The organism is Vibrio syngnathi (genome assembly GCF_002119525.1).
GTDB classification, from domain to species: Bacteria; Pseudomonadota; Gammaproteobacteria; order Enterobacterales; family Vibrionaceae; genus Vibrio; species Vibrio syngnathi.
Genome location: NZ_CP017916.1, coordinates 1,966,431 through 1,986,764, shown reverse-complemented (window position 1 = coordinate 1,986,764; position 20,334 = coordinate 1,966,431). Strand labels below are relative to the sequence as shown.

General features: G+C 44.3%; 20 protein-coding genes. 19 read left to right on the top strand and 1 reads right to left on the bottom strand.

The window, feature by feature from the left end; all coding sequences use genetic code 11:
* Positions 1–37: 37 nt before the first annotated feature.
* The 15 genes from nrfB to K08M4_RS09005 all read left to right on the top strand — a co-directional run bounded on the left by nrfB (position 38) and on the right by K08M4_RS09005 (position 14,798).
* Positions 38–622, top strand: a complete 585-nt coding sequence (gene nrfB, locus K08M4_RS09070; protein ID WP_086049647.1) for a cytochrome c nitrite reductase pentaheme subunit — start codon at positions 38–40, stop codon at positions 620–622.
* Positions 623–625: 3 nt separating this feature from the next.
* A complete protein-coding gene (gene nrfC, locus K08M4_RS09065; RefSeq protein ID WP_086049646.1) occupies positions 626–1,312 on the top strand; it encodes a cytochrome c nitrite reductase Fe-S protein in 687 nt (228 codons plus the stop codon).
* 2 nt (positions 1,313–1,314) lie between these two features.
* Positions 1,315–2,289 carry a cytochrome c nitrite reductase subunit NrfD gene (gene nrfD, locus K08M4_RS09060; RefSeq protein ID WP_029223547.1) on the top strand — a complete coding sequence of 325 codons (975 nt, stop codon included), beginning with the start codon at positions 1,315–1,317 and terminating at the stop codon, positions 2,287–2,289.
* Positions 2,290–2,417: 128 nt separating this feature from the next.
* On the top strand, positions 2,418–4,340 hold the full coding sequence (locus tag K08M4_RS09055; protein ID WP_086049645.1) for a heme lyase CcmF/NrfE family subunit: 1,923 nt from the start codon (positions 2,418–2,420) through the stop codon (positions 4,338–4,340).
* Positions 4,321–4,875: a DsbE family thiol:disulfide interchange protein gene (locus K08M4_RS09050; RefSeq protein WP_086049644.1), complete on the top strand. Its 555-nt coding sequence runs from the start codon at positions 4,321–4,323 to the stop codon at positions 4,873–4,875. The genes K08M4_RS09055 and K08M4_RS09050 overlap by 20 nt, the downstream gene beginning before the upstream one ends.
* A complete protein-coding gene (locus K08M4_RS09045; protein ID WP_086049643.1) occupies positions 4,872–5,312 on the top strand; it encodes a cytochrome c-type biogenesis protein CcmH in 441 nt (146 codons plus the stop codon). Before K08M4_RS09050 ends, K08M4_RS09045 begins: the two co-directional genes overlap by 4 nt.
* 89 nt (positions 5,313–5,401) lie before the next feature.
* A complete protein-coding gene (locus K08M4_RS22100) occupies positions 5,402–5,578 on the top strand; it encodes a hypothetical protein (protein ID WP_198299279.1) in 177 nt (58 codons plus the stop codon).
* A 250-nt stretch (positions 5,579–5,828) separates the two neighbouring features.
* On the top strand, positions 5,829–6,425 hold the full coding sequence (locus K08M4_RS09040; RefSeq protein WP_086049642.1) for a GTP cyclohydrolase II: 597 nt from the start codon (positions 5,829–5,831) through the stop codon (positions 6,423–6,425).
* 195 nt (positions 6,426–6,620) lie between these two features.
* A complete protein-coding gene (locus tag K08M4_RS09035; RefSeq protein WP_086049641.1) occupies positions 6,621–7,880 on the top strand; it encodes an imelysin family protein in 1,260 nt (419 codons plus the stop codon).
* Between the two features lie 111 nt (positions 7,881–7,991).
* A complete protein-coding gene (locus tag K08M4_RS09030; protein WP_086049640.1) occupies positions 7,992–9,380 on the top strand; it encodes a di-heme oxidoreductase family protein in 1,389 nt (462 codons plus the stop codon).
* Positions 9,381–9,537: 157 nt separating this feature from the next.
* Positions 9,538–10,599: an imelysin family protein gene (locus K08M4_RS09025; protein WP_086049639.1), complete on the top strand. Its 1,062-nt coding sequence runs from the start codon at positions 9,538–9,540 to the stop codon at positions 10,597–10,599.
* The gene (locus tag K08M4_RS09020) at positions 10,589–11,677 is read left to right on the top strand and encodes a DUF1513 domain-containing protein (RefSeq protein ID WP_086049638.1); all 1,089 of its coding nucleotides are present in this window, start codon (positions 10,589–10,591) and stop codon (positions 11,675–11,677) included. The genes K08M4_RS09025 and K08M4_RS09020 overlap by 11 nt, the downstream gene beginning before the upstream one ends.
* 81 nt (positions 11,678–11,758) lie before the next feature.
* The gene (locus K08M4_RS09015; protein ID WP_086049637.1) at positions 11,759–13,297 is read left to right on the top strand and encodes a L,D-transpeptidase family protein; all 1,539 of its coding nucleotides are present in this window, start codon (positions 11,759–11,761) and stop codon (positions 13,295–13,297) included.
* 199 nt (positions 13,298–13,496) lie between these two features.
* On the top strand, positions 13,497–14,045 hold the full coding sequence (mepK, locus tag K08M4_RS09010; RefSeq protein WP_086049636.1) for a peptidoglycan L,D-endopeptidase MepK: 549 nt from the start codon (positions 13,497–13,499) through the stop codon (positions 14,043–14,045).
* 99 nt (positions 14,046–14,144) lie between these two features.
* Positions 14,145–14,798 (top strand): MBL fold metallo-hydrolase, encoded by a 654-nt coding sequence (locus tag K08M4_RS09005; protein ID WP_086049635.1) that lies wholly within the window; start codon positions 14,145–14,147, stop codon positions 14,796–14,798.
* Positions 14,799–14,918: 120 nt separating this feature from the next.
* Here K08M4_RS09005 and K08M4_RS09000 read toward each other — a convergent pair whose 3' ends face one another.
* The gene (locus K08M4_RS09000) at positions 14,919–15,719 is read right to left on the bottom strand and encodes a DUF2982 domain-containing protein (RefSeq protein WP_086049634.1); all 801 of its coding nucleotides are present in this window, start codon (positions 15,717–15,719) and stop codon (positions 14,919–14,921) included.
* Positions 15,720–15,939: 220 nt separating this feature from the next.
* Here K08M4_RS09000 and K08M4_RS08995 point away from each other — a divergent pair, with 220 nt between their 5' ends.
* From K08M4_RS08995 to K08M4_RS08975, 4 genes are all read left to right on the top strand, one after another.
* The gene (locus K08M4_RS08995; protein WP_086049633.1) at positions 15,940–16,332 is read left to right on the top strand and encodes a MarR family transcriptional regulator; all 393 of its coding nucleotides are present in this window, start codon (positions 15,940–15,942) and stop codon (positions 16,330–16,332) included.
* Positions 16,333–16,890: 558 nt separating this feature from the next.
* Entirely contained in the window at positions 16,891–17,985 is a 1,095-nt protein-coding gene (locus tag K08M4_RS08990; protein WP_086049632.1) for a TRAP transporter substrate-binding protein, read from the top strand.
* Between the two features lie 482 nt (positions 17,986–18,467).
* Positions 18,468–19,040, top strand: coding sequence for a TRAP transporter small permease subunit (locus tag K08M4_RS08980; RefSeq protein WP_086049631.1), 573 nt, complete (start codon positions 18,468–18,470; stop codon positions 19,038–19,040).
* A 9-nt stretch (positions 19,041–19,049) separates the two neighbouring features.
* Complete coding sequence (locus K08M4_RS08975) at positions 19,050–20,333, top strand: TRAP transporter large permease (RefSeq protein ID WP_017083881.1); 1,284 nt, start codon at positions 19,050–19,052, stop codon at positions 20,331–20,333.
* Position 20,334 lies beyond the last annotated feature (1 nt).

Below are 20,334 nucleotides of genomic sequence, written 5' to 3'. Positions count from 1 at the left end.
TGAGAGTTAAATAATGCCGGTATAAGGAAAGGATAAAATGGGCAATATTAAATTGGCCATAGTCATAATGCTTAAATCCCTTCTAGCATTCTGCCTCTATGGTTATTCCATTCATGCTGTTGCTGAGCCTGCTGTTACGCCAGTAGGAGAATCAACAAGACATGAAGTCGAATTAATCCGCGACAAAGACTACAAGTGTGTTCAATGCCATAAAGATTCAAAAGAAACGGTATTGGGTTCACATGGTGAAAGTGCACACGCTTTACTTGGCCGTGAAGTAAATTGTACCGATTGTCATAGTTCAATTAGCCCCGATCACCGTGAAGGTGCACCTGAAGTGGTGAAGTATCGTTCGGCTCAATCACAACCAGGAACCGAAAAGGTTTTCCTCGATCCTAATTTAATTTTGGATGCTAATAGCCAATGTATCGATTGTCACAAACCTGATGATCTGCGTGAAGCTAGCTGGACCCACGATGTTCACGCGCAAAACTTAACGTGTTCAAACTGCCATGATGTTCATGCGACTGAAGCAAAGGTGTTGGGCTTAGATAAAAAGCAAACCATTAAGCTGTGCGTGGATTGCCATTCAGACTTCAACCAGAAGAAAGAAGGGGAGTAATCTATGAGCTGCTCAAGAAGAAACTTTTTAGCAGGCGCTGGTGCCGTTATTTTTACCACAGGTGTCGCGGGAACTGCTGCGGTGACAAGTCGTAAAACGCTAGCTAATGTTCAAGAAGATGGCACTAAACGTTATGGAATGATTCATGACGAAACCGCGTGTATTGGTTGTACCGCCTGTACCGAAGCATGTCGTGAAGTAAACAAAGTACCTGAAGGTGTATCGCGCTTAGAAATTATTAAGAGCGAACCCCAAGGCGAATATCCAAATGTTGATTACCGTTTTACTCGTAACTCTTGCCAACATTGTGATAATGCGCCGTGTGTCATGGTTTGCCCAACAGGAGCGGCCTACAAAGATGAAAAAACGGGCATTGTTGATGTCCACAAAGAGAAGTGTGTCGGTTGTGGTTACTGTTTGTTAGCGTGTCCATATCAAGTGCGCTTTTTCCATCCAGAGAACAAGTCAGCCGATAAATGTAACTTCTGTCATGATACCAATCTAGCACAAGGGAAGTTGCCTGCTTGTGTCGAATCTTGCCCAACCAAAGCGCTGACATTCGGCGATTTGAATGACCCTAAGAGTGAGATAAACCAAGTACTTCAATCCGAGGTGGTTTACAGAGATAAAGCCTATCTAGGCACTCAACCAAAACTCTATAAAGTGCCACACCAAAAAGGGGAGATTTGATTATGAGTGCATGGGACGCAGCTTTTCAGTCTGGTACCGTGGTATGGGACTGGATTATAGCAATCTATTTATTCCTCGCGGGGATGTCGGCGGGTGCCGTAATGATCTCCATTTATCTTAAGCGCAAGGTTATTGAAGGCGATCCTGCTCATAATGGTGTGTTAAAGGCGACAGCTTTTCTTGCGCCATTTGGGATCATCTCAGGCTTGCTGATCTTGGTTTTCCACCTGACAAAACCGTTGTCATTTTGGAAGATCATGATCTTCTATAATCCAACGTCTGTGATGTCGATGGGTGTGATCTTATTCCAAGTGTATATGGTGATCTTGTTCCTTTGGATCGGCATTATATTTAGAGATCAAATTGTCGTGTTCTTGAATGACCAAACATGGTTAAAAGGACGACTCGACTTTGTCGGGAACTGGATTGGCAAATTAGAAGTGTTTGAGAATGCTCTGGAAATATTCCTAGCTGTTCTTGCTTTGATGCTTGCCGCTTATACCGGATTCTTGCTGTCAGCTTTAAATACCTTCCCACTATTGAATAACCCAGTACTGCCGATTTTATTCTTGTTCTCGAGTTTATCTTCGGGTGCGGCGGCGTGTATTTTATTCGGTGTGTTGGTCTTTAAAGAATCACCTCATAGCCCGAGTATTTCATGGATCCACGGATTTGAACGCCCGGTAGTGATGTTTGAGTTGTTTGTTCTTATCACTTTCTTTACTGGGCTGATCTTCGCTGGTGGTCAAAGTGAACAAGCAGTATGGAATGCAATTGGCAGTGGTTTCTGGGCGAGTTGGTTCTGGTATGGCGTCATCGGTGTTGGTATGGTTTTACCGTTGTTGTTGAATGCCGTCACACCAACCTCAATCCGCCATAGCTCGGTGTATATTTTCTCCGTGACTTCGCTAAGCCTAATGGGCGTATTAATGCTGCGAACTTTTGTCCTTTATGCAGGGCAGTTAACGATAGCTTAATTTCGCGCAAGTTTATTAGTGAGCAGATGTTGGATACTAGACATCTGCTTATTAATGAACATGCTTTTAGTAAACATGAGATGCGTGTTCAGATCGGCTCTGCTCTAGCGGAGCCTTATTGAGGTGATATGGTCGGTTCTTTGGGGCTGTTTAGTTTAGTGTTGGTTGCTGTACTCAGTAGCATTATTGGTGTGCATTCGTTTTATCAAATGCTAAACAAACGGACGCAAAATATAAGTTTAATCCGCAGTTTCTCTCTTTCAAGTGCATTGTTTTCTCTCACTTCTGTCGCATTGCTTGGCTATGCTTTTGTCAGTGATGACTTCTCTATCCTCTATGTCGCTGAACATTCAAATACTCAATTACCCTCATTTTTTAAGCTAGCAGCTGTATGGGCTGGCCATGAAGGTTCTTTGTTGTTTTGGGTACTGACGATCAGCGTCTGGTCTGGCGTTATTGCCTTACAAAAACACTATTCGAATGAATACCAAAGCCGCGTGTTGTGGGTAATGAATCTACTGCTCGCGATATTTGCTTGGTTCACCTTATTCGCATCAAACCCATTTGAAATGAATTCGATCTTGCCGCTAGAAGGGCGTGACCTTAACCCAATGTTGCAAGATATCGGCCTGATCTTTCACCCTCCATTACTTTACCTTGGCTATGTCGGTTTTTCTGTGGTGCTGGCATTTGCCGTTGCCGCTTTGCTGGTTGATCCTATTGAGTTTGATTGGGTTGCCCATTGTCGCAGTTGGTGTCTAGTCGCTTGGATCTTTTTAACCGCAGGGATCATTCTTGGCTCTTGGTGGGCGTATTACGAATTAGGCTGGGGCGGCTGGTGGTTCTGGGATCCTGTTGAAAATGCCAGCTTGTTGCCGTGGCTCACTTCGACAGCCTTGCTTCATTGTTTAGGTGTTGCCAAAGGCAAACAACAGCTTTTGAAGTGGTCTCTCAGCCTTGCTTTCATTACATTTTGTTTGAGTATCTTAGGCACCTTTATTGTTCGTTCTGGCGTATTAACGTCGGTGCATGCTTTTGCTGTCGACCCGACCAAAGGTATCGCGCTACTACTTATATTGATGCTGGTGCTAGTGAGCTCTTTCTCTCTTCTTATCATCAGAGGGGAATCTTTTGAATCTAATCCGATTACTAGCTTCGCCAGTAAGAGCTTTTTAAGCCTAGTTGCGGTGCTCATTTTTGTGTTAGCGACCGCTGTTGTGGTGTTTGGTACATTTTATCCAATGGTCTTTGAGCTGCTTGGGCTGGGTAACATATCGGTCGGTGCGCCATACTTTAATCTGTTGATTGCGCCTTTGGCTTTGCTTGCGTTAGCCGTCGTCGGCTTAGCCCCTTTGCTGAGTATTAAACCTCAAGCGACTAAAGGTATTATTTCATCCTTAGCTCTGGTGTCGTTGGTATTGGGTTACGCTTGTTATTTTTGGCAAGTAGAACCGGCGCAAGCACAAGTGATGGTTGTTATTACTTGGGGGCTCGCGTTCTGGGTGTTACTGACCCATGTTTATGGCTTAGTGGTGACGCGCAGCTCTAAGTTCCAACGAAAAGTCTGGGTGATGACCTTTGCCCATGTTGGTGTCGCGGTATTAGCGGTAGGTGCTGCAATGAACAGCTACCACTCGTTTGAGCGCAGCTATAAACTAAGCCCAGGAGCACAAGTAGAATTCATGGATTGGACGCTTGCTCATGAAGATACAGAGCTTTATGTCGCCTCAAACTTTACCGCAGAGAAGGCGATACTTAAGCTAGAAACTGGTGAGCAAAGTTTTTCCATTACACCTGAAAGAAGACATTACCAAGTTCGAGTGATGAACATGAGCGAGCCCGCAATGAAATGGTTCTGGCATGGCGATGTGTATATCACCATGGGTGAGAAAGTTGACGCTACCGCTTATGCATTTCGAGTTCAGTACAAAGCGTATGCTCGTTGGATATGGTTCGGTGGGCTGTTCTCAATTCTAGGTGCTGTGCTTTCACTGACCAATCGTAAAAAGAAAACCGTTAAGGCTGCACAGTATGCATACCAGCGTTCGTAATAAACTCATTGCTCTATTTTCAGTGGCTGTTGCTTTGGTCGTTGCATTTTCATATGCGCTCGACAGTAAGCAACAAACGACCAGCGTTTCAGAGCAAAAAAGGGCATTTCCAGAATTCATATCTACTGCGTTAGTGAACAGTGAAAGCGTCAGTGGTCAGCAGGAAATTACGCTCGCTGATGTCACGCAGCATCCTTACCAACTGGTCAATGTATGGGCTTCATGGTGCGGAATATGTAAAACCGAGCACGCTTTTTTGCTCGAACTACAAAAGGAAGGTATTCCAATTGTTGGTCTCAATTATCGAGATAATCCCGGTGCTGCGCTCAATGTATTAACCAACGACGGCAATCCGTACGCAACTGTGATCAGTGATCCTCAAGGGAAGCTGGCTTTAGAACTCGGTGTCATAGGGACTCCTGAGACGTATTTAGTCGATGCTGAAGGCCAAATAGTGAAGAAGTTGCTAGGTGTGATTAATGAATCGGTTTGGCGCAAAGAACTCGCTCACTATTTTAAAGGTACAAATGGATGATGAAGTTCCTGCTCAACATAGTGCTCATACTTAGCGCCGCTATTGTCGTCAACTTCCCTGTAATAGCCGAGGACTTGTTTACGGCGAGTGATAAAGATACAAGCATTCAGGTAGAGTTATTTGAGTTTGAAAGCCCTAATCAACAACAGCGTGCTATTAGTTTGGCAAAATCGCTGCGCTGCCCACAATGTCAGAATCAAAATCTGATTGAGTCGAACTCTCCCATAGCAAAAGATTTACGCCTTGTTGTATTCAATATGGTGAAAGCAGGGAAGAGTAACAATGAAATCACTCAGTACATGACAGAAAGGTTTGGTGAATTTGTGCTTTATAAGCCAGCAATGAGTGTTTCAAACTTATTACTTTGGTTATTACCGAGCCTATTATTTCTTTTGTTTGTATATTTGTCAGTAGCGAGTGTTAGGAAGGACTCATAAAAATTGTGTATTACTGTTTACCAATTGAGCTGTATTTTGTAATATTAACGGATTATAAAGGCTAAGCACTGTTATATAAGGATGTGTTTGTGGATAACGTAATCTCAAATTTAAAAAAAGAGTTCTATACTCATGTCCGTTCTGATAAATGGGCAGAAAAATACAGTGCAAAGTCGAGCATCTCTACACTGACACAAGAAGAGTTAAGTGAATTAGAAAATGCTTGGGTTCAGCTTATTATCTGGAAGCAAGCACAATTAGGCTAACTGTTCAGCAACAAAGCATCACTAAAACCTTTACTGATTGATTTTTAACCCCATGTTGGTCATCCCAACGTGGGGTTTTTTATTACCTGGGAAATTAATTGTTATAATATAACAATTTGTGTGTGGTCGACCTTGAAAAAAATTGTTAACAGCCTCATAGTGTCTATCATTAGATAGTTAGCTACAAAATATTGCCTAGACATATAATGTAGCGTTGTTAAATACATCGAATTTTCAAGTGAGTATAGCTATGGCGGAAGTGCGTGCCAGAATAGATTTCAAAGTAGGGGTAACAAGCAGTATTGATGCTGAACTTCTGTCTTTTCATGGATTGAAAACAGACAAAGAGCATGTTGCTGTAATATTTAAATCAGCAGATAAGACACAGGACATACCTCTTGTTCGCATGCACTCTGAGTGCCTGACCGGTGATGTTTTCCATTCTTCTCGCTGTGATTGTGGTGAGCAGCTAGACGAAACCATCAGAATTATGGGGGAGACGGGTGGAGTGATTCTTTACTTACGGCAAGAAGGTCGTGGTATTGGTTTGTACAACAAAATCGATGCGTACCGACTGCAAAGCGAAGGCATGAACACTTACGAAGCCAATAACTACCTAGGTTTTGGTGATGATTTGCGCGACTTTACCGAAGCGGCAGAAATGCTTCGCGCTTTAGGAACCACAAAAATTCGCTTGGTAACTAACAATCCTAAGAAGATCAATGAGCTGAAATCTTTCGGTATTGAGATTGAAGAAGTGGTGAACACATCTGCTCATATCAAGTCGGGTAATGAAAGCTACCTGAAGGCGAAAGTCTCACACGGTAAGCATAATCTGGATATCTGATAAGCTCCTTTTATTGTTAAAGCACAAAATATTGTTAAAGCATAAAAAGTATATAAAGACCTCACAAATGTGAGGTTTTTTTGTATTTGTCTTGCAATAAAATTGTAAGTTTGTATTATTCAAATCCATAGTGTAAATGATAATGGTTTGCACTATTACTACGAATAATAATTCAAAGCTCAACAAGGATGCTTCATGACCATTAAATCTTTAGTGACAAAAGCCGTAACTTCGTCACTCATTTTTGCCTCTGCTTCTTCTTTTGCAGCAGTAACTCAAGATCAAGTTGTAGAACATTACGCCGACATTGCTCATGCCGTGTTTGCCGATTCAGTAATTACAGCAAAAGCGTTGAACTCTTCTATTGATACCTTCTTAGCTTCTCCTTCTGCTGGTAACTTCGAACAAGTAAAACAAGCTTGGCTAGACTCTCGCGTACCTTACCAACAGTCGGAAGTGTTCCGCTTTGGTAACGTTGTTGTCGATGATTGGGAAGGCCAATTGAACGCATGGCCACTAGATGAAGGCCTTATTGATTACGTTTCTACTGATTACCAATACGAGCTTGGAAACGAAGGCGCTAGTGCAAACATCGTTGCTAATAAGACTTTCCAAATTGGTCAGACAACAGTAGATGCAACTAACATTACTCCAGAGTTAATTGCAGACCTAAACGAGATCGGCGGCTCTGAAGCAAACGTGGCGTCTGGTTACCACGCGATTGAATTCCTACTTTGGGGTCAAGACTTAAACGGAACAAACAGCGGTGCAGGTGAGCGTGCTTACACTGATTTCGTTGTTGGTGCTGAGTGTACTAACGGTAACTGCGACCGTCGTGGCGCATACCTTAAAGCATCGGCTGAATTGCTTATCCAAGACCTAGAGTGGATGGAAAAGCAGTGGGCTGAAGGCGAGAAAGGCAACTACCGTCAAGAACTACTTTCTGAATCTAGCGAAAATGGCTTGCGTAAAATGCTGTTCGGCATGGGCTCGCTATCTCTAGGTGAACTGGCGGGTGAGCGTATGAAAGTTGCACTAGAAGCAAACTCTACTGAAGACGAGCATGATTGTTTCTCTGATAACACGCACAACTCTCACTACTACAACGAGCAAGGTATCTACAACGTATACACTGGCTTGTACAAGCGTGAAGATGGTTCTCTACTTTCTGGTCCTAGCCTGTTTGACCTTGTTGAGCAAAAAGACGAGCAAGCGGCGAAAGAGATTCAAAAGCAGTTTGACCTAGCACGTGCACAAGTTGGTCAACTTGTTGTTTCAGCAGAGAAAAACAACCAATACTTCGATCAGCTAATTGCTGCTGACAACGCTGCAGGTAACGCACTCGTAAACAAAACAATTGTTGCGCTAGTGTCTCAAACCGCTGCAATCGAGCGTGCGGCTGGTGTTATTGGCATTGATAGCCTAAACCCAGACACGGCTGATCACGAGTTCTAAGAACCCGAAGCGAAAATCAATAAAGGGCTCTCATTGAGCCCTTAATTGTTTGTCACTTAAGAAAGTGACACCCTAATAAAAACTAAAATCAAAAACACAGCAAGGCAATGTATGAAGTCGTATCTCTCAGCCTCACTATTAACCGCACTGTTTTTCTTATCCCCATTACATGCACATGAAACCTACTCGGGCGGAAAAACAACGGTGAAGAAAGAAGGAGCGAATGCTTTTTCTCTTCCAGCAGCCAATCTTCCAATGAGCAAACGTTTGGATTTCAGTGTAGGTAACAGCTTCTTTAGAAACCCTTGGGTACCCGCACCGTCATCAACCGATGCACGTGATGGGTTAGGCCCACTATTTAATACTAACGGTTGTCAAAACTGCCATATCAAAGATGGTCGTGGTCATGCGCCTGAAAAAGGTGACCAGAACGCAGTTTCATTGTTGGTTCGCTTAAGTATTCCTGCTGAAACGCCAGAGCAGAGACAAGCCTTCATTCGTGATGGCGGTATTCCTGAACCAACTTACGGCGGCCAGTTACAAGATTTTGCGCTTCAAGGTGTTAAACCAGAAGGTAAAGTGAACATCAGTTACACCGATGTTCCGGTTACCTTCAAAGACGGCACGGTCGTTACTCTGCGTAAACCCACATTAAAAATCACGGAACTTGCGTTCGGCGATATGCACCCTAAAACTGAGTTTTCAGCTCGTGTTGCGCCACCAATGATTGGTCTCGGTTTGCTTGAAAGCATCCTACAAGAAACAATCCTCGGGTTTGCTGAACAGCAGCTGGCTGACAAGCAAGGTGTTTCAGGTAAAGCGAACTACGTTCTTGATGTTAAAACTAATGAAATGGCTTTAGGTCGTTTTGGATGGAAAGCTGGTCAGCCTAACCTAATGCAGCAAAATGCGGCTGCGTTTAACGGTGACTTGGGCTTAACGAGTCGTTTATTCCCGAATGAAAACTGCACATCAGCGCAATCAACTTGTGATGATTTTCCAAATGGTGGTGAGCCAGAAGTCAGCGATAACATCTTAGATTTCGTTGAGTTTTATTCGCAGCATCTCGCGGTACCTATTCGTCGTAATGTTGATAACCCAGTGGTTGTTCAAGGTAAAAAATTGTTCAAAGACGTTGGTTGTCAGAGTTGTCACCAAGCTGAAATTCGCACAGCAGAGCGAGAAGGTTTACCTGCGTTGTCTAAACAGCTAATCAGCCCATACACCGATATGTTGTTGCACGATATGGGTGAAGGCCTAGCCGACAATCGCCCTGAATATCTTGCCAACGGCCAAGAGTGGCGTACGACGCCATTATGGGGATTAGGCTATACCAAAGAAGTGAATGGTCATACGTTCTTACTTCATGATGGCCGAGCAAGAAACGTTATGGAAGCGGTACTTTGGCACGGTGGTGAAGCAGAAATGGCGAAACAAAACGTTTTAGCTCTTAGTAGCAGCGAACGTGAAGCGCTATTGGCGTTCTTAAACTCGCTATAGGCTGAGTTGAATTCAGTTTAGTTAACGGCTAGTGACTTAGAAAGCCGCTATCAAAGCACTTAGCACCTCTGAACTTGTAGGAATACGAGTTCAGCGGTCGTTTGGTATTTAATGAACTCATATAATTAAAAGAAAAATTAGGAAGTAAGGTAACAGCATGACGCATAAATTTTTGTTAATGCCTTTGTCGGTATTAATCATGGCAGGCTGCCAATCATCGGTTGAACAAGCTGCTTCATCTGAGGTTAATGGTGTGTCTTATCAAGCAGATACAACCGATCACATCAGTCGCAGTGTCTATCAACAAGAGTTTGATTCAGCCGTTCTATTTGCCAAGCAAGCCAACGATCTAGAAGCCTTGATGCAGGGTTACTGCCAAACCAACAGTGTTGAACTGGGTGCTTTGAAAACCCAGTGGCAGCTCACCATGAATAGTTGGATGGCGCTTCAAGGTCAGGAAAGAGGTCCAACAGCGGCGCTTGAAGAGAGTTGGAATATTCAATTCTGGCCAGACAAAAAGAACACCACCGGTCTTAAAATGCGTCAGTTGACTCAGCAAGACAAATCTTGGTCTCAAGATGAGATTTCTCAGCAGAGTGTGACAGTACAAGGGCTAGGTGCGTTGGAATGGTCTCTGTATGACGAGCAATCACCACTGCTTCAAGACAAAGCTGTAGGTTGCTTATCTTCACAAGCTATCGCACAAAATTTGGCTGTGAAATCTGCCTCTATTGCTGAAGCCTGGCAGGTTAACCCTTGGCTAGCACTGGATGAGATGCGCTGGGAGTCGGAATACATCGCTTTATTGACCAACCAACTTGATTACAGCATGAAAAAGCTGAGTCGCCCGATGGCGAAAATCGGTCATCCCCGTCCTTACTTCTCAGAATCATGGCGTGCACAAACCTCGATGACGCAACTAAAAGCGAATGTAGCGGCGCTTGAGAAGCTTTACATCGCTGACGGTGGTGGGCTTGATAGCTTATTAAGAGAAAAGGGTTTAAACAATCTTGCTGACCGTGTTGCTGACCAGTTCACATTGACGCTAGATACTTGGCCTACAGACTCAAGCTTGTTTGCTCTGTTGCAGAGCAAAGAAGGTTACCGAGAGGTGCTGACTCAATACAACAAACTAGAACGTTTGAAGTACCTCATTCATGAAGAAGTGGCGATAGAGCTTGGTGTCGTAATAGGATTTAATGCTACCGATGGTGACTGATAATACGCGAAGAGCGCTACTTAAGGCTGCACTGGGTTGTGCAGCTATTCCTGTGCTTCCATTTGGCTGTGCGAGTCGAAAGGATGGGGTGAGTGCGTCGAATTATCCCCAACTGATTGGTTGTGCGCTTAATGGTCGTGGTCAATATTCAGCGGTTGTGGCTGACGAATATGGTATGCCATTAACTCAGTTGCCGATTCCCGATCGTGGCCATGGCGTTGCGATTTGCCCTGCCTCATCGCATGCGGTGGTGTTTGCTCGTCGTCCTGGTGACTATTTTATGGTGTTTGACTATAAAAACGGTGAGCAAATCAAGCTCGTTGTGAAAGGGACTAATCGTCACTTCTATGGTCATGGCGTTTACTCATTAGATGGCAAGTTACTGTATGCCACTGAAGGGAAAACGGACAGCAGCCAAGGCGTGATTGGCGTTTACGATGTCGCGCAAGGGTATCGTAAGGTCGAGGAGTTCACTGGCTTTGGCATTGGCCCTCATGAAGTGATCATCATGCCGGATGGCAATCTCGCGATAGGCGTTGGCGGCGTTCATACTGACGGTAGAACACCGAAAAACTTGAATTCAATGCAACCGAGCCTGAGCTATGTTTCTCCTCAAGGTGTGTTGCTTGATCAGGTTGAATTGCTGGACAAGAAGCTGAGTATTCGACACTTAGCGCATGATGGTGCTGAAACCGTACTATGTGGTCAACAATATCGTGGCGAGCCCGATGAGTATCCTTCACTGTTGGCGATGCATACCAAAGGCGGGCAGTTTGAATCACTGAACGCAGAGCCTGAACAATGGGCAAGGTTCAATCACTATATCGCCAGTATTGCGGCGTCAGATGATTGGATTATTGCGACTTCGCCAAGAGGCAACTGTTATGGTATTTGGTCTAAAGAGACTAAAGAACTGGTGGAACTCTCTGCGCTGTCTGATGCTTCTGGTGCGGTGCTGCTTGATGGTGAGTTTCGACTCAGCTCTGGAGCGGGCAGTGTGGTGAGCCAACACAAGCCTTATGAGAAATCAACCCAGCAATCATCGGTCCAGTGGGATAACCACTGGAGTGCAATCTAGTTCATAAAACTCCTTAAAAAATAACATGCTTACTCCTATTTCTTTGCCATACTTACGAGATGATTGGTGATGGGGTTAAGCATGTTAGCAAAATACTTCTGTGGATTATTGGTGTTAGTTTCTGTGCATGCATGGAGCTATACGAGTTCTGACGAGAGCCGTTTCATTCCGGCTGATTCAGAACTCTCTTTTATGCTGATTTATCCAGAGCTCACCCAGAGTATTTATCAAGACTCTTCTCTTCCTATCCTTTGGGATTCACCGGAACTTGTTAAAGCGTTTGAATTCCAATTGTCGCTTCTCGAACAGGCTCAAATGGCACCACTCTTCGATCGACAACTCAAGCAAATTCGTCACTATCAATCCCATGCTCAATGGCAAGAGTTGGACATATTACTCACCGATACTTTTATCTATTACCTAAGCTACGTTGAAAATGCGCCACTTGCCGGTAAAGAGTGGTACTTCTCGGGCAAGCTGCATTCCAAATTACCCGCGCCTTCTCCGCATATTCTGATGAGATTGAAAAGCAGCGTCGCCAATGATTACTTATTGGAAATGGTGTTGTCTTACGCGCCGCCTGTTGGGGATTTTGACCAATTCAAAGCAACCTATTCGGTGTTAGAAACCGCCTCTGAACTCAATATCGAACGATATAGACAGAAAGGTTTAAAGCGCTTGGGTGACGAGCTTTCAGACAAAACGGTTCTTGTTGAGCGCATTGCTTTGGTTGGTGTTGATACCTCGATGATCGCGGTCGATTTTCCCGAGTTCGATCGAGATCTGCAAACGGCGATTAAATCTTTTCAGCGCATGCACGGCCTTACAGACGATGGGGTCGTCGGGCCAGATACGATCAAATGGATCAACATGAGCTTTGATGATCGATTGACTTCATTGGCTCTGAATGCGGAACGCGTGCGTTTGTGGCCACGAGACAGAGACTCACTCATCGTCGTCAATGTCCCTAGTTTTGATATGAAGTATTGGGAAGATGGCGAAGAGGTCTTTGAGTCCAAAGTCGTGGTGGGCAGAAAGTCGCGAAAAACACCACTTTTAGAGATAAATCTCGATTCGGTCATCCTAAACCCGACTTGGAATGTGCCATGGAAAATCATGGTCAAAGACATCTTGCCTAAGGTGAAAGCGGACGAAAGCTATCTAGATACACACAACTTCCAAGTGATTGACGGTTGGCGCACTATGGAGACGGTCGACACCACTGAGATCGATTGGCAGACCATCAATTTCAATTCTTTCCCATATCGAATGCGTCAGCAAGCAGGCTCGCGTAATGCATTAGGTTTGTACAAGTTCAACACACCTAACAAGCGAGCGATCTATCTGCACGATACGCCAAGTAAAGGTCTGTTTAATGACGACTTCCGTGCTTATAGCTCCGGCTGCATACGTGTTGAGCATGCAGAGGAGCTGGCTGAGTTGTTGTTTGCTACCAAGGTAAGGAAAGTACCGAACCAAAATGATGATCTTGCTCCTAATACTAAGGTTCGCCTCAAGAAGCGAATCCCCGTGCATATCATCTATCAAACCGTATTGTTTGAAGAAGGCGGTATACAGTATCGTGGTGACATCTATCAATATGATAAAGAGGGGGGTTAATTATCAGTGAAGCCAGTGAGGGTGATCTTGACCAAAAAATGACAACTAAGCTTCTATTGATAAAATTATAATGTGGATCAATAACTAACCGCGCAAAGGTTACAAATACTAACGTTTTGGGCGGTTTTTGTACGTTGACGCAGCAATTTTCATTATGTATCGTGCATTTTTCGTTCGATATAATTGGTTTTTTTGTTGTATGTCTCAAAGTTTATTTTCACGCCGTCAGTTTCTGACTTACGCTGGTGGTACCGCTGTTGTCGCCTCAATTACTCCTTCTATCGCTTTTGCTTCATACCCTGATCAACCAAGAACGATTAGCATGAACAATCTTCACACAGGTGAACGATTAGAGACCTGCTATTTCGATGGTACTAACTATGTTGGTGACGAGATGGCACGCCTTAGCAAACTATGTCGCGATTTCCGCCGCAATGAAATTCACCCTATGGACAAAAAACTGTTTGATCAGATCACACAGATTCAAAATGTTCTGGGTATTCAAAAAGAAGTTCAGATTATCTCTGGTTACCGTTCTCCAGTAACCAATGAAGCACTACGCTCAAAGTCGAGTGGCGTAGCCAAGAAGAGCTACCATATGTTAGGTAAAGCGATCGATTTCCGTATTGATGGCGTCGATCTGAAAGAGTTAAGAGACGTAGCCAAAAGCTTGAACGCAGGTGGTGTGGGTTATTATGCGCGTAGCAACTTTATCCATATTGATACTGGCCCTGCACGCAGTTGGTAGCGTTAAGCTGAATTTGCGAGTGAATGCTAGGGACTTGTCAAAGTAGACATCCAATGTCATAGTTTGCCCAAATTTCAGTTTGCCCTCTAAGGTTTGTATATGTCTCTTAAGTATCAAGTTGTCCCTGTTACCTCTTTCTCTCAAAACTGCTCAATTGTGTGGTGTGATGAGACAATGGAAGGCATCGTTGTCGATCCGGGCGGTGATGTTCAACAACTGGCTGCTATCATCGAAGAACTCGGTGTTAAAGTGGTGAACTTGGTACTGACTCACGGCCACCTAGATCATGTTGGCGGTACGGTACCACTTGCTGAGATTTTGAAGGTGAATATTGTTGGCCCACATAAGGCTGATAACTTCTGGTTGCAAGGCCTAGAGAATCAAAGCCAGATGTTTGGTTTCCCACTGTGCAAAGCTTTTGAACCAAACACATGGTTGGAAGAGGGTGACAAAGTGACCTTTGGTAACCAAGTTATCGATGTGATTCATACACCGGGTCATACGCCGGGTCACGTTGTGCTATTCAGTGAGCAAGCGCGCATGGCGTTTGTGGGTGATGTTTTATTTAACGGTGCAATTGGTCGTACGGATTTCCCACAAGGCGATTTCAACACGCTTATCGCTTCAATCAAGACTAAGCTTTGGCCACTCGGTAGTGACGTTACATTCGTTCCGGGTCACGGCCCTGAATCGACATTCGGTCGCGAGCGTGTGTCGAACCCGTTCGTAGCGGATGAAATGCCGCTATACTAATTAAGTATTTGGTTTTTCGACCGATTATTGGCGTCGATTGATTGAAAATGAAGCTTAGCTTTTGTTATGAAAGCTAAGCTTTTTTATTGCGTGCGAGCTTATTCCTAGACTTGTCTGTTTTTAATCAGAAAGACGTTCGCCAGCCGCCAAGTAGCGTCGAGCCAGACCAACAAACTCTTCCCCACTTATATTCAAATCATGGGTTGATATGAAAATGTCATAACCGTGGAAGCCTCTTTGGTACTTCATCCTGTTGGCAAGCATCGCCTGTAACCCTGAATAGTCTTTGATCACCGCGTTTTGATTATTTGCTTCATCGGATGAATCCGTATCAATTTGCGTTGGTTGAGCACTGAAACTCACTTCGTCGGCATTCTTTGACTCTTTATATTGGCTTAATTCAACACAGCCGCTCTCAGTGCAGCGTGTATGGTAATGCGATGAGTCGAGCACCATATCTTCAAAGTTTGACTCTTTACCTGCTTGCTTGGCGCCCAGATACAAAAGTGCTCGCTGGCTTAGCAACAACTCGCAGGTGATTTTAGGACAAATTGAATCGAGGTAGGGCGAGTAATCTTTAACCTTGATGCCAATCCAAGGAAGCGGCTGGTGCCATCCATCTTGATCATAGGTACAAAGCCCAATTTTTTGGATGTTATTCCATTTTAACACCCACCCGCCTTTATAAAAATGTTGCTGAAAATGAGTCGGTGTGAGGGTGAACATCACTCTGCTGCGCAACATTAAATAATAGCCAGTTCCTAGCAGGGCAATAATGCAAAAAGCACCCACGATCAGTAACTTTGGGTTGTCACTGTAGAGCGCAACGATCAAGCAAACGAAGCCCAAAATGATGGCGAGAATACGATACGAACGTTTGAATGAAGGTAAAGAGAAATTTGTAAGGTGACGAGTGTCCATAGGCAACACCAAATTTTCATATTTTTGTCTGGATGGATAACCAGTGTATATGACCCTAAATTGATAAGTCGATGATTAAATAATAGACGCTAGTAGACAATATCGGTATTTTTCGTCGACTTTCGACGCTTCACTCTACAAATAGGTCCGGTTTTTTGGTATAAATCGCGCTTCAAATTTTCACCACTGCGAAAAGAGCAGTGAACTGGAGAAATATTCAATGAGACTTGCTCATAAGCGTAAGGTGCAGGCTAAACTGCAGAAACGCACTAAAGCGGCTGTAGTTAAAGCAGTGGCAACGCCGAAAAAAGCGAAGCCTGTCGCAGAGAAAGTTGTAGCAGAAAAAACTGTAGCAGCAAAACCAGCGGTAGAGAAAGCAGTAGTAGCAACGAAAGAAGTTGCAGTAGCACTGACTCCTAAGCAACAACAAGTTCTAGACATCGTTGTTAGCAATGCTGAAGGCATTAACCCTAAAGGTATCGGCCTAGCAGCTGGTCAAGAAGACGCGAAAGCAGCTTCATGGGCAACAGGCGCATTGAAAAAACTTCTTGAAGAAAGCCTAGTAGCGAAAGAGCAACTTGCAGGTAACAAGGTTATCTACAAAGCTATCTAATCCTGTAGGATTACATTCGCTTCGTTAAGTTTTTAAGCCTCGAATTTCGAGGCTTTTTTGTATCTGGCGGATCATGCATATCCCATATCCCAAACCTAAACTCAGCCCCAGAAGCTTTGTCCAACCGATTAACACCTTACGGTATTAGTTTGTCTTTCGTGTATCCCATGTTTCAAATCAGCAAGCACCAAAGTAGGGCGTCTGATTTTCTGAAACCTTGATTTCCTTTGGCTTGTTTCATTCAGGTGCGTATTTGAGATATGGCGCTTATAGATCCTCATCACGAAATGGCAATCAATTGTTAACGGTATTTAATTATAAATACTTAGGTACTTATCAATAAGCATTCCCCTGATGAATAGAGTAAGCCCTTAAAAACCGACATAGCTCAATTATCTCCTACGTAGTTCTACGTAATCCTTTGGTCTAATGCGCAGTTTGGGTGGGTCTGCCGTGCGTGCTCTCCCTGATATCTAGTTGCCTCATCAAGGTGCACTCTTATGTTGAATCATAAAAAATGCTCATAGAAAGAGTGTTAACCCAACAAAGGACGTGAATATGAGTCTCATTTCTAACTCCCTCACACGAGTTTTTAAAAACGTTGCAGTTACTGCTGCCGCTTGTTTGGCTTTGGTCGCTACTGGTGCCACTGCTGCTGATAAGGTTTATCGCTTGAAGCTTGCTGAAACATGGGGACCTAACTTCCCTGTATTCGGTGATGCAACTAAAAATATGGCTGCGATGGCTGAGAAAATGTCGAATGGTCGACTGCAAATCAGAATCGATTCTGCAAACAAACACAAAGCACCGCTTGGCGTTTTTGACATGGTTAAGTCTGGTCAATACGACATGGGTCACTCAGGCTCTTATTACTGGAAAGGTAAAGTTCCAAACACGCTTTACTTCACTTCTATGCCTTTCGGTATGACGCCAGCAGAACAATATGCGTGGTTCTATCACGGAGGTGGTATGGAGTTGATGGAGCAGGTTTACTCTCCACATAACCTAATGTCGTTCCCGGGCGGTAACACGGATATCCAGATGGGCGGTTGGTTTCAAAAAGAGATCAACAGCGTTGAAGACCTACAAGGTCTGAAAATGCGTATCCCAGGCTTTGCTGGTGAGATTCTGGCGGAGCTAGGCGCTAAACCGACTAACATTGCCCCTGGTGAGCTTTACACGTCTCTTGAGCGTCGCACAATCGATGCACTAGAGTGGGTAGGTCCATCACTTGATTTACGAATGGGCTTCCACAAGATCGCGCCTTACTACTACACAGGTTGGCATGAGCCGGGTTCAGAGCTTCAATTCCTAGTGAACAAGCGTACATGGAACAAGCTGCCTGAAGATCTACAAGAAATCTTGCGTGTTGCAATGCGTACAGCGGCTTACGACATGTACACACAAGCAACGCACGAAAGTGGCAAGAACTGGGTTTCAATGAAAACAGAATACCCAGACGTACAAGTTAAAGATTTCCCACCAGAGGTTATGGCTGCATTGAAAGAAGCAAATGATCGCCTATTAGCTAAGCATGCTGAGAAAGATGAACTAGCAAAAGAGATTCAAGCTTCACAAGCAAGCTACCTAGAGCAAGTACGTTCATGGACGGATATTTCACACAGAGCTTATTTAAATAGCCAAGCGAAATAATCGACAGTTTTTGAACTGAAGCTAAATGAACCCAAAGCTTTTCTAGTTAGATAACGAAGAGTGATTAAGCGGCGGGTTCATTTTAACCATAATAACTAGGGCGTGTTGACCTTTCGAGCTGATTTTTGCAGCGAGTTGCAGGGTATTTATACAAGGCAGAGGCTTTGATGTGTAGCTAGCCTCCATGAGAAGCCGATAACGTAGTAGAAATGACCAGCAAACGCTGCCCGAAGGGTTCGGCTAAAAGCGTTTTACTCTTTGTTGAGGGAGATTTGCTTAGAATGACTAGGCTACTTCCCCCTCGCCGCGATTAAAACGCTTTTATCTCGAACAAAATTTAACCACGAAAGGTTAACACTCCCTAAGCAGGATAAATCCTGTAATACGCCCAAGAACCCTTTCTACGTCGTGCCTATTGCTAGCTATAAACTGAATCGTTTTTAGTTGGGTTAGTTGTACTGCGCGATGCCTTTTCAAATTCCATGGAGTCGGGAATGCGAAGTCTAATTTATATTGAACGCCTGTTTAATCGTATCGGTGATGCACTGGGATGGCTTTCCAGTATGTTGTTTATTCTACTTATCGCTAACGTTGTGTATGACGTTGTCATGAGATATGCCTTCAATGATGTCTCAATCGCCTTCCAAGAGATGGAATGGCACCTTTTCTCAGCCGTTTTTCTATTAGGTGTTCCTTATGCCATCAAGGCTGGTGGCCATGTGCGAGTGGATGTGTTCTACGAACAATTGAGCTTCAAGGCACAAGCCATTATTGACCTGCTAGGCACACTGATCTTTCTGATGCCTTTCTGTTTGCTGGTTGCTTGGTTTGGTATTGATGTTGCCAAAGAGAGTTATAACCTCGGCGAAACCTCAGGTGACCCGGGTGGCCTGCCATCTCGGTGGATCATCAAAGCCATGATCCCGCTATCATTTTTCTTAATGGCGCTTAGTGGCGTAGGTTTAATCCTGCATTCACTGAACAAGATTTTTAATCCGCACCTTATCCATGCAAATAACACGCATGCAAACAATATTCATACAAAGAATAAGTAGAGGCTGAACATGATTGGAATAGTAATGTTTTTCGTAGCCTTGTTTGCACTTTTACTTGGCTTCCCGGTCGCGTTCACCTTTGGTGGTATCGCGTTAATCTTTGGTGTTTGGGCTGAAGGCATCGAAATGTTCGCCTTCATGCCATATCGAATTCAATCGATCATGGAAAATACGGTGCTGATGGCCGTTCCATTGTTCGTTTTCATGGGGCTTGTTCTACAAAAGACCAAGCTTGCTGAGCAGTTGCTAGAGTCAATGGGACGACTGTTTGGTGGTGTTCGTGGTGGTATTGCTATCTCGACGGTACTTGTGGGTTCACTGCTTGCGGCTTCAACGGGCGTAGTAGGTGCTTCTGTGGTTGCCATGGGTCTTATCTCGTTGCCAGTTATGCTCAAGTACAACTACGACAAAGGCTTAGCCTGCGGCACTATTTGTGCATCTGGCACGTTAGGGCAAATCATTCCGCCTTCTATCGTACTGATCTTATTAGGTGATGTACTCGGTGTGCCAGTAGGGGACTTGTTCCAAGCGGCGATTTGGCCGGGTGTCATGTTGGTGGGCGCGTATATCGTTTATATCTTGATATACGCAAAGCTTAACCCAGAAGCGGCTCAACCAATTGAACGTGATGACTCAATTAGTCGTAAACAAGAAGTCATCAATGCACTGAAAGCTATCGTACCGCCACTCGCGCTGATCATTGTCGTATTGGGCTCTATCTTCGCGGGTGTTGCCACGCCGACAGAGTCAGCTGCATTAGGTGGCGCGGGTGCCTTAGTACTTGCTTTGCTGTACGGTCAATTCAGTTGGTCGATGGTGTATGAAGCGTCCAAAGAAACGGTGAAAGTCACGGCAATGGTCTTTGCTATCTTGCTTGGTGCGACGGCATTCTCGATGGCGTTTACCTATACTGGCGGTGATTATCTAGTTGAAGAGTGGATGCTGCAGTTGCCGGGTGAAAAATGGGGCTTCTTGATCATTACCATGTTGGTGATTTTGATTCTTGGTTTCTTCATCGACTTCGTAGAAATCTGTTTCATCATCGTGCCGATCATTGCGCCTGTTGCTGAACTGATGGGCATCAACATGACTTGGTTCGCTATCCTTATCGCGATGAACCTACAAACCTCCTTCTTAACGCCGCCATTTGGTTTTAGTTTGTTCTATTTGAAAGGGGTTGCGCCGAAAGGTGTCACCACAAAAGACATCTACCGAGGCGTGATGCCGTTCATTCTGATTCAAATCCTCGTACTTGGATCACTTCTCGCTTTCCCTTCTTTCTATGGAATGTGAG

Coding starts and splice junctions, on each gene's coding strand:
- K08M4_RS09000 (WP_086049634.1), bottom strand. CDS start 15,719: ATGGACACTCGTCACCTTACAAATTTCTCTTTACCTTCATTCAAACGT.
- K08M4_RS09050 (WP_086049644.1), top strand. CDS start 4,321: ATGCATACCAGCGTTCGTAATAAACTCATTGCTCTATTTTCAGTGGCT.
- K08M4_RS08995 (WP_086049633.1), top strand. CDS start 15,940: ATGAGACTTGCTCATAAGCGTAAGGTGCAGGCTAAACTGCAGAAACGC.
- K08M4_RS09055 (WP_086049645.1), top strand. CDS start 2,418: ATGGTCGGTTCTTTGGGGCTGTTTAGTTTAGTGTTGGTTGCTGTACTC.
- K08M4_RS08990 (WP_086049632.1), top strand. CDS start 16,891: ATGAGTCTCATTTCTAACTCCCTCACACGAGTTTTTAAAAACGTTGCA.
- K08M4_RS09025 (WP_086049639.1), top strand. CDS start 9,538: ATGACGCATAAATTTTTGTTAATGCCTTTGTCGGTATTAATCATGGCA.
- K08M4_RS09020 (WP_086049638.1), top strand. CDS start 10,589: ATGGTGACTGATAATACGCGAAGAGCGCTACTTAAGGCTGCACTGGGT.
- K08M4_RS09045 (WP_086049643.1), top strand. CDS start 4,872: ATGATGAAGTTCCTGCTCAACATAGTGCTCATACTTAGCGCCGCTATT.
- K08M4_RS09030 (WP_086049640.1), top strand. CDS start 7,992: ATGAAGTCGTATCTCTCAGCCTCACTATTAACCGCACTGTTTTTCTTA.
- K08M4_RS09040 (WP_086049642.1), top strand. CDS start 5,829: ATGGCGGAAGTGCGTGCCAGAATAGATTTCAAAGTAGGGGTAACAAGC.
- K08M4_RS09015 (WP_086049637.1), top strand. CDS start 11,759: ATGTTAGCAAAATACTTCTGTGGATTATTGGTGTTAGTTTCTGTGCAT.
- nrfB (WP_086049647.1), top strand. CDS start 38: ATGGGCAATATTAAATTGGCCATAGTCATAATGCTTAAATCCCTTCTA.
- nrfD (WP_029223547.1), top strand. CDS start 1,315: ATGAGTGCATGGGACGCAGCTTTTCAGTCTGGTACCGTGGTATGGGAC.
- K08M4_RS09005 (WP_086049635.1), top strand. CDS start 14,145: ATGTCTCTTAAGTATCAAGTTGTCCCTGTTACCTCTTTCTCTCAAAAC.
- K08M4_RS08975 (WP_017083881.1), top strand. CDS start 19,050: ATGATTGGAATAGTAATGTTTTTCGTAGCCTTGTTTGCACTTTTACTT.
- nrfC (WP_086049646.1), top strand. CDS start 626: ATGAGCTGCTCAAGAAGAAACTTTTTAGCAGGCGCTGGTGCCGTTATT.
- K08M4_RS08980 (WP_086049631.1), top strand. CDS start 18,468: ATGGAGTCGGGAATGCGAAGTCTAATTTATATTGAACGCCTGTTTAAT.
- mepK (WP_086049636.1), top strand. CDS start 13,497: ATGTCTCAAAGTTTATTTTCACGCCGTCAGTTTCTGACTTACGCTGGT.
- K08M4_RS09035 (WP_086049641.1), top strand. CDS start 6,621: ATGACCATTAAATCTTTAGTGACAAAAGCCGTAACTTCGTCACTCATT.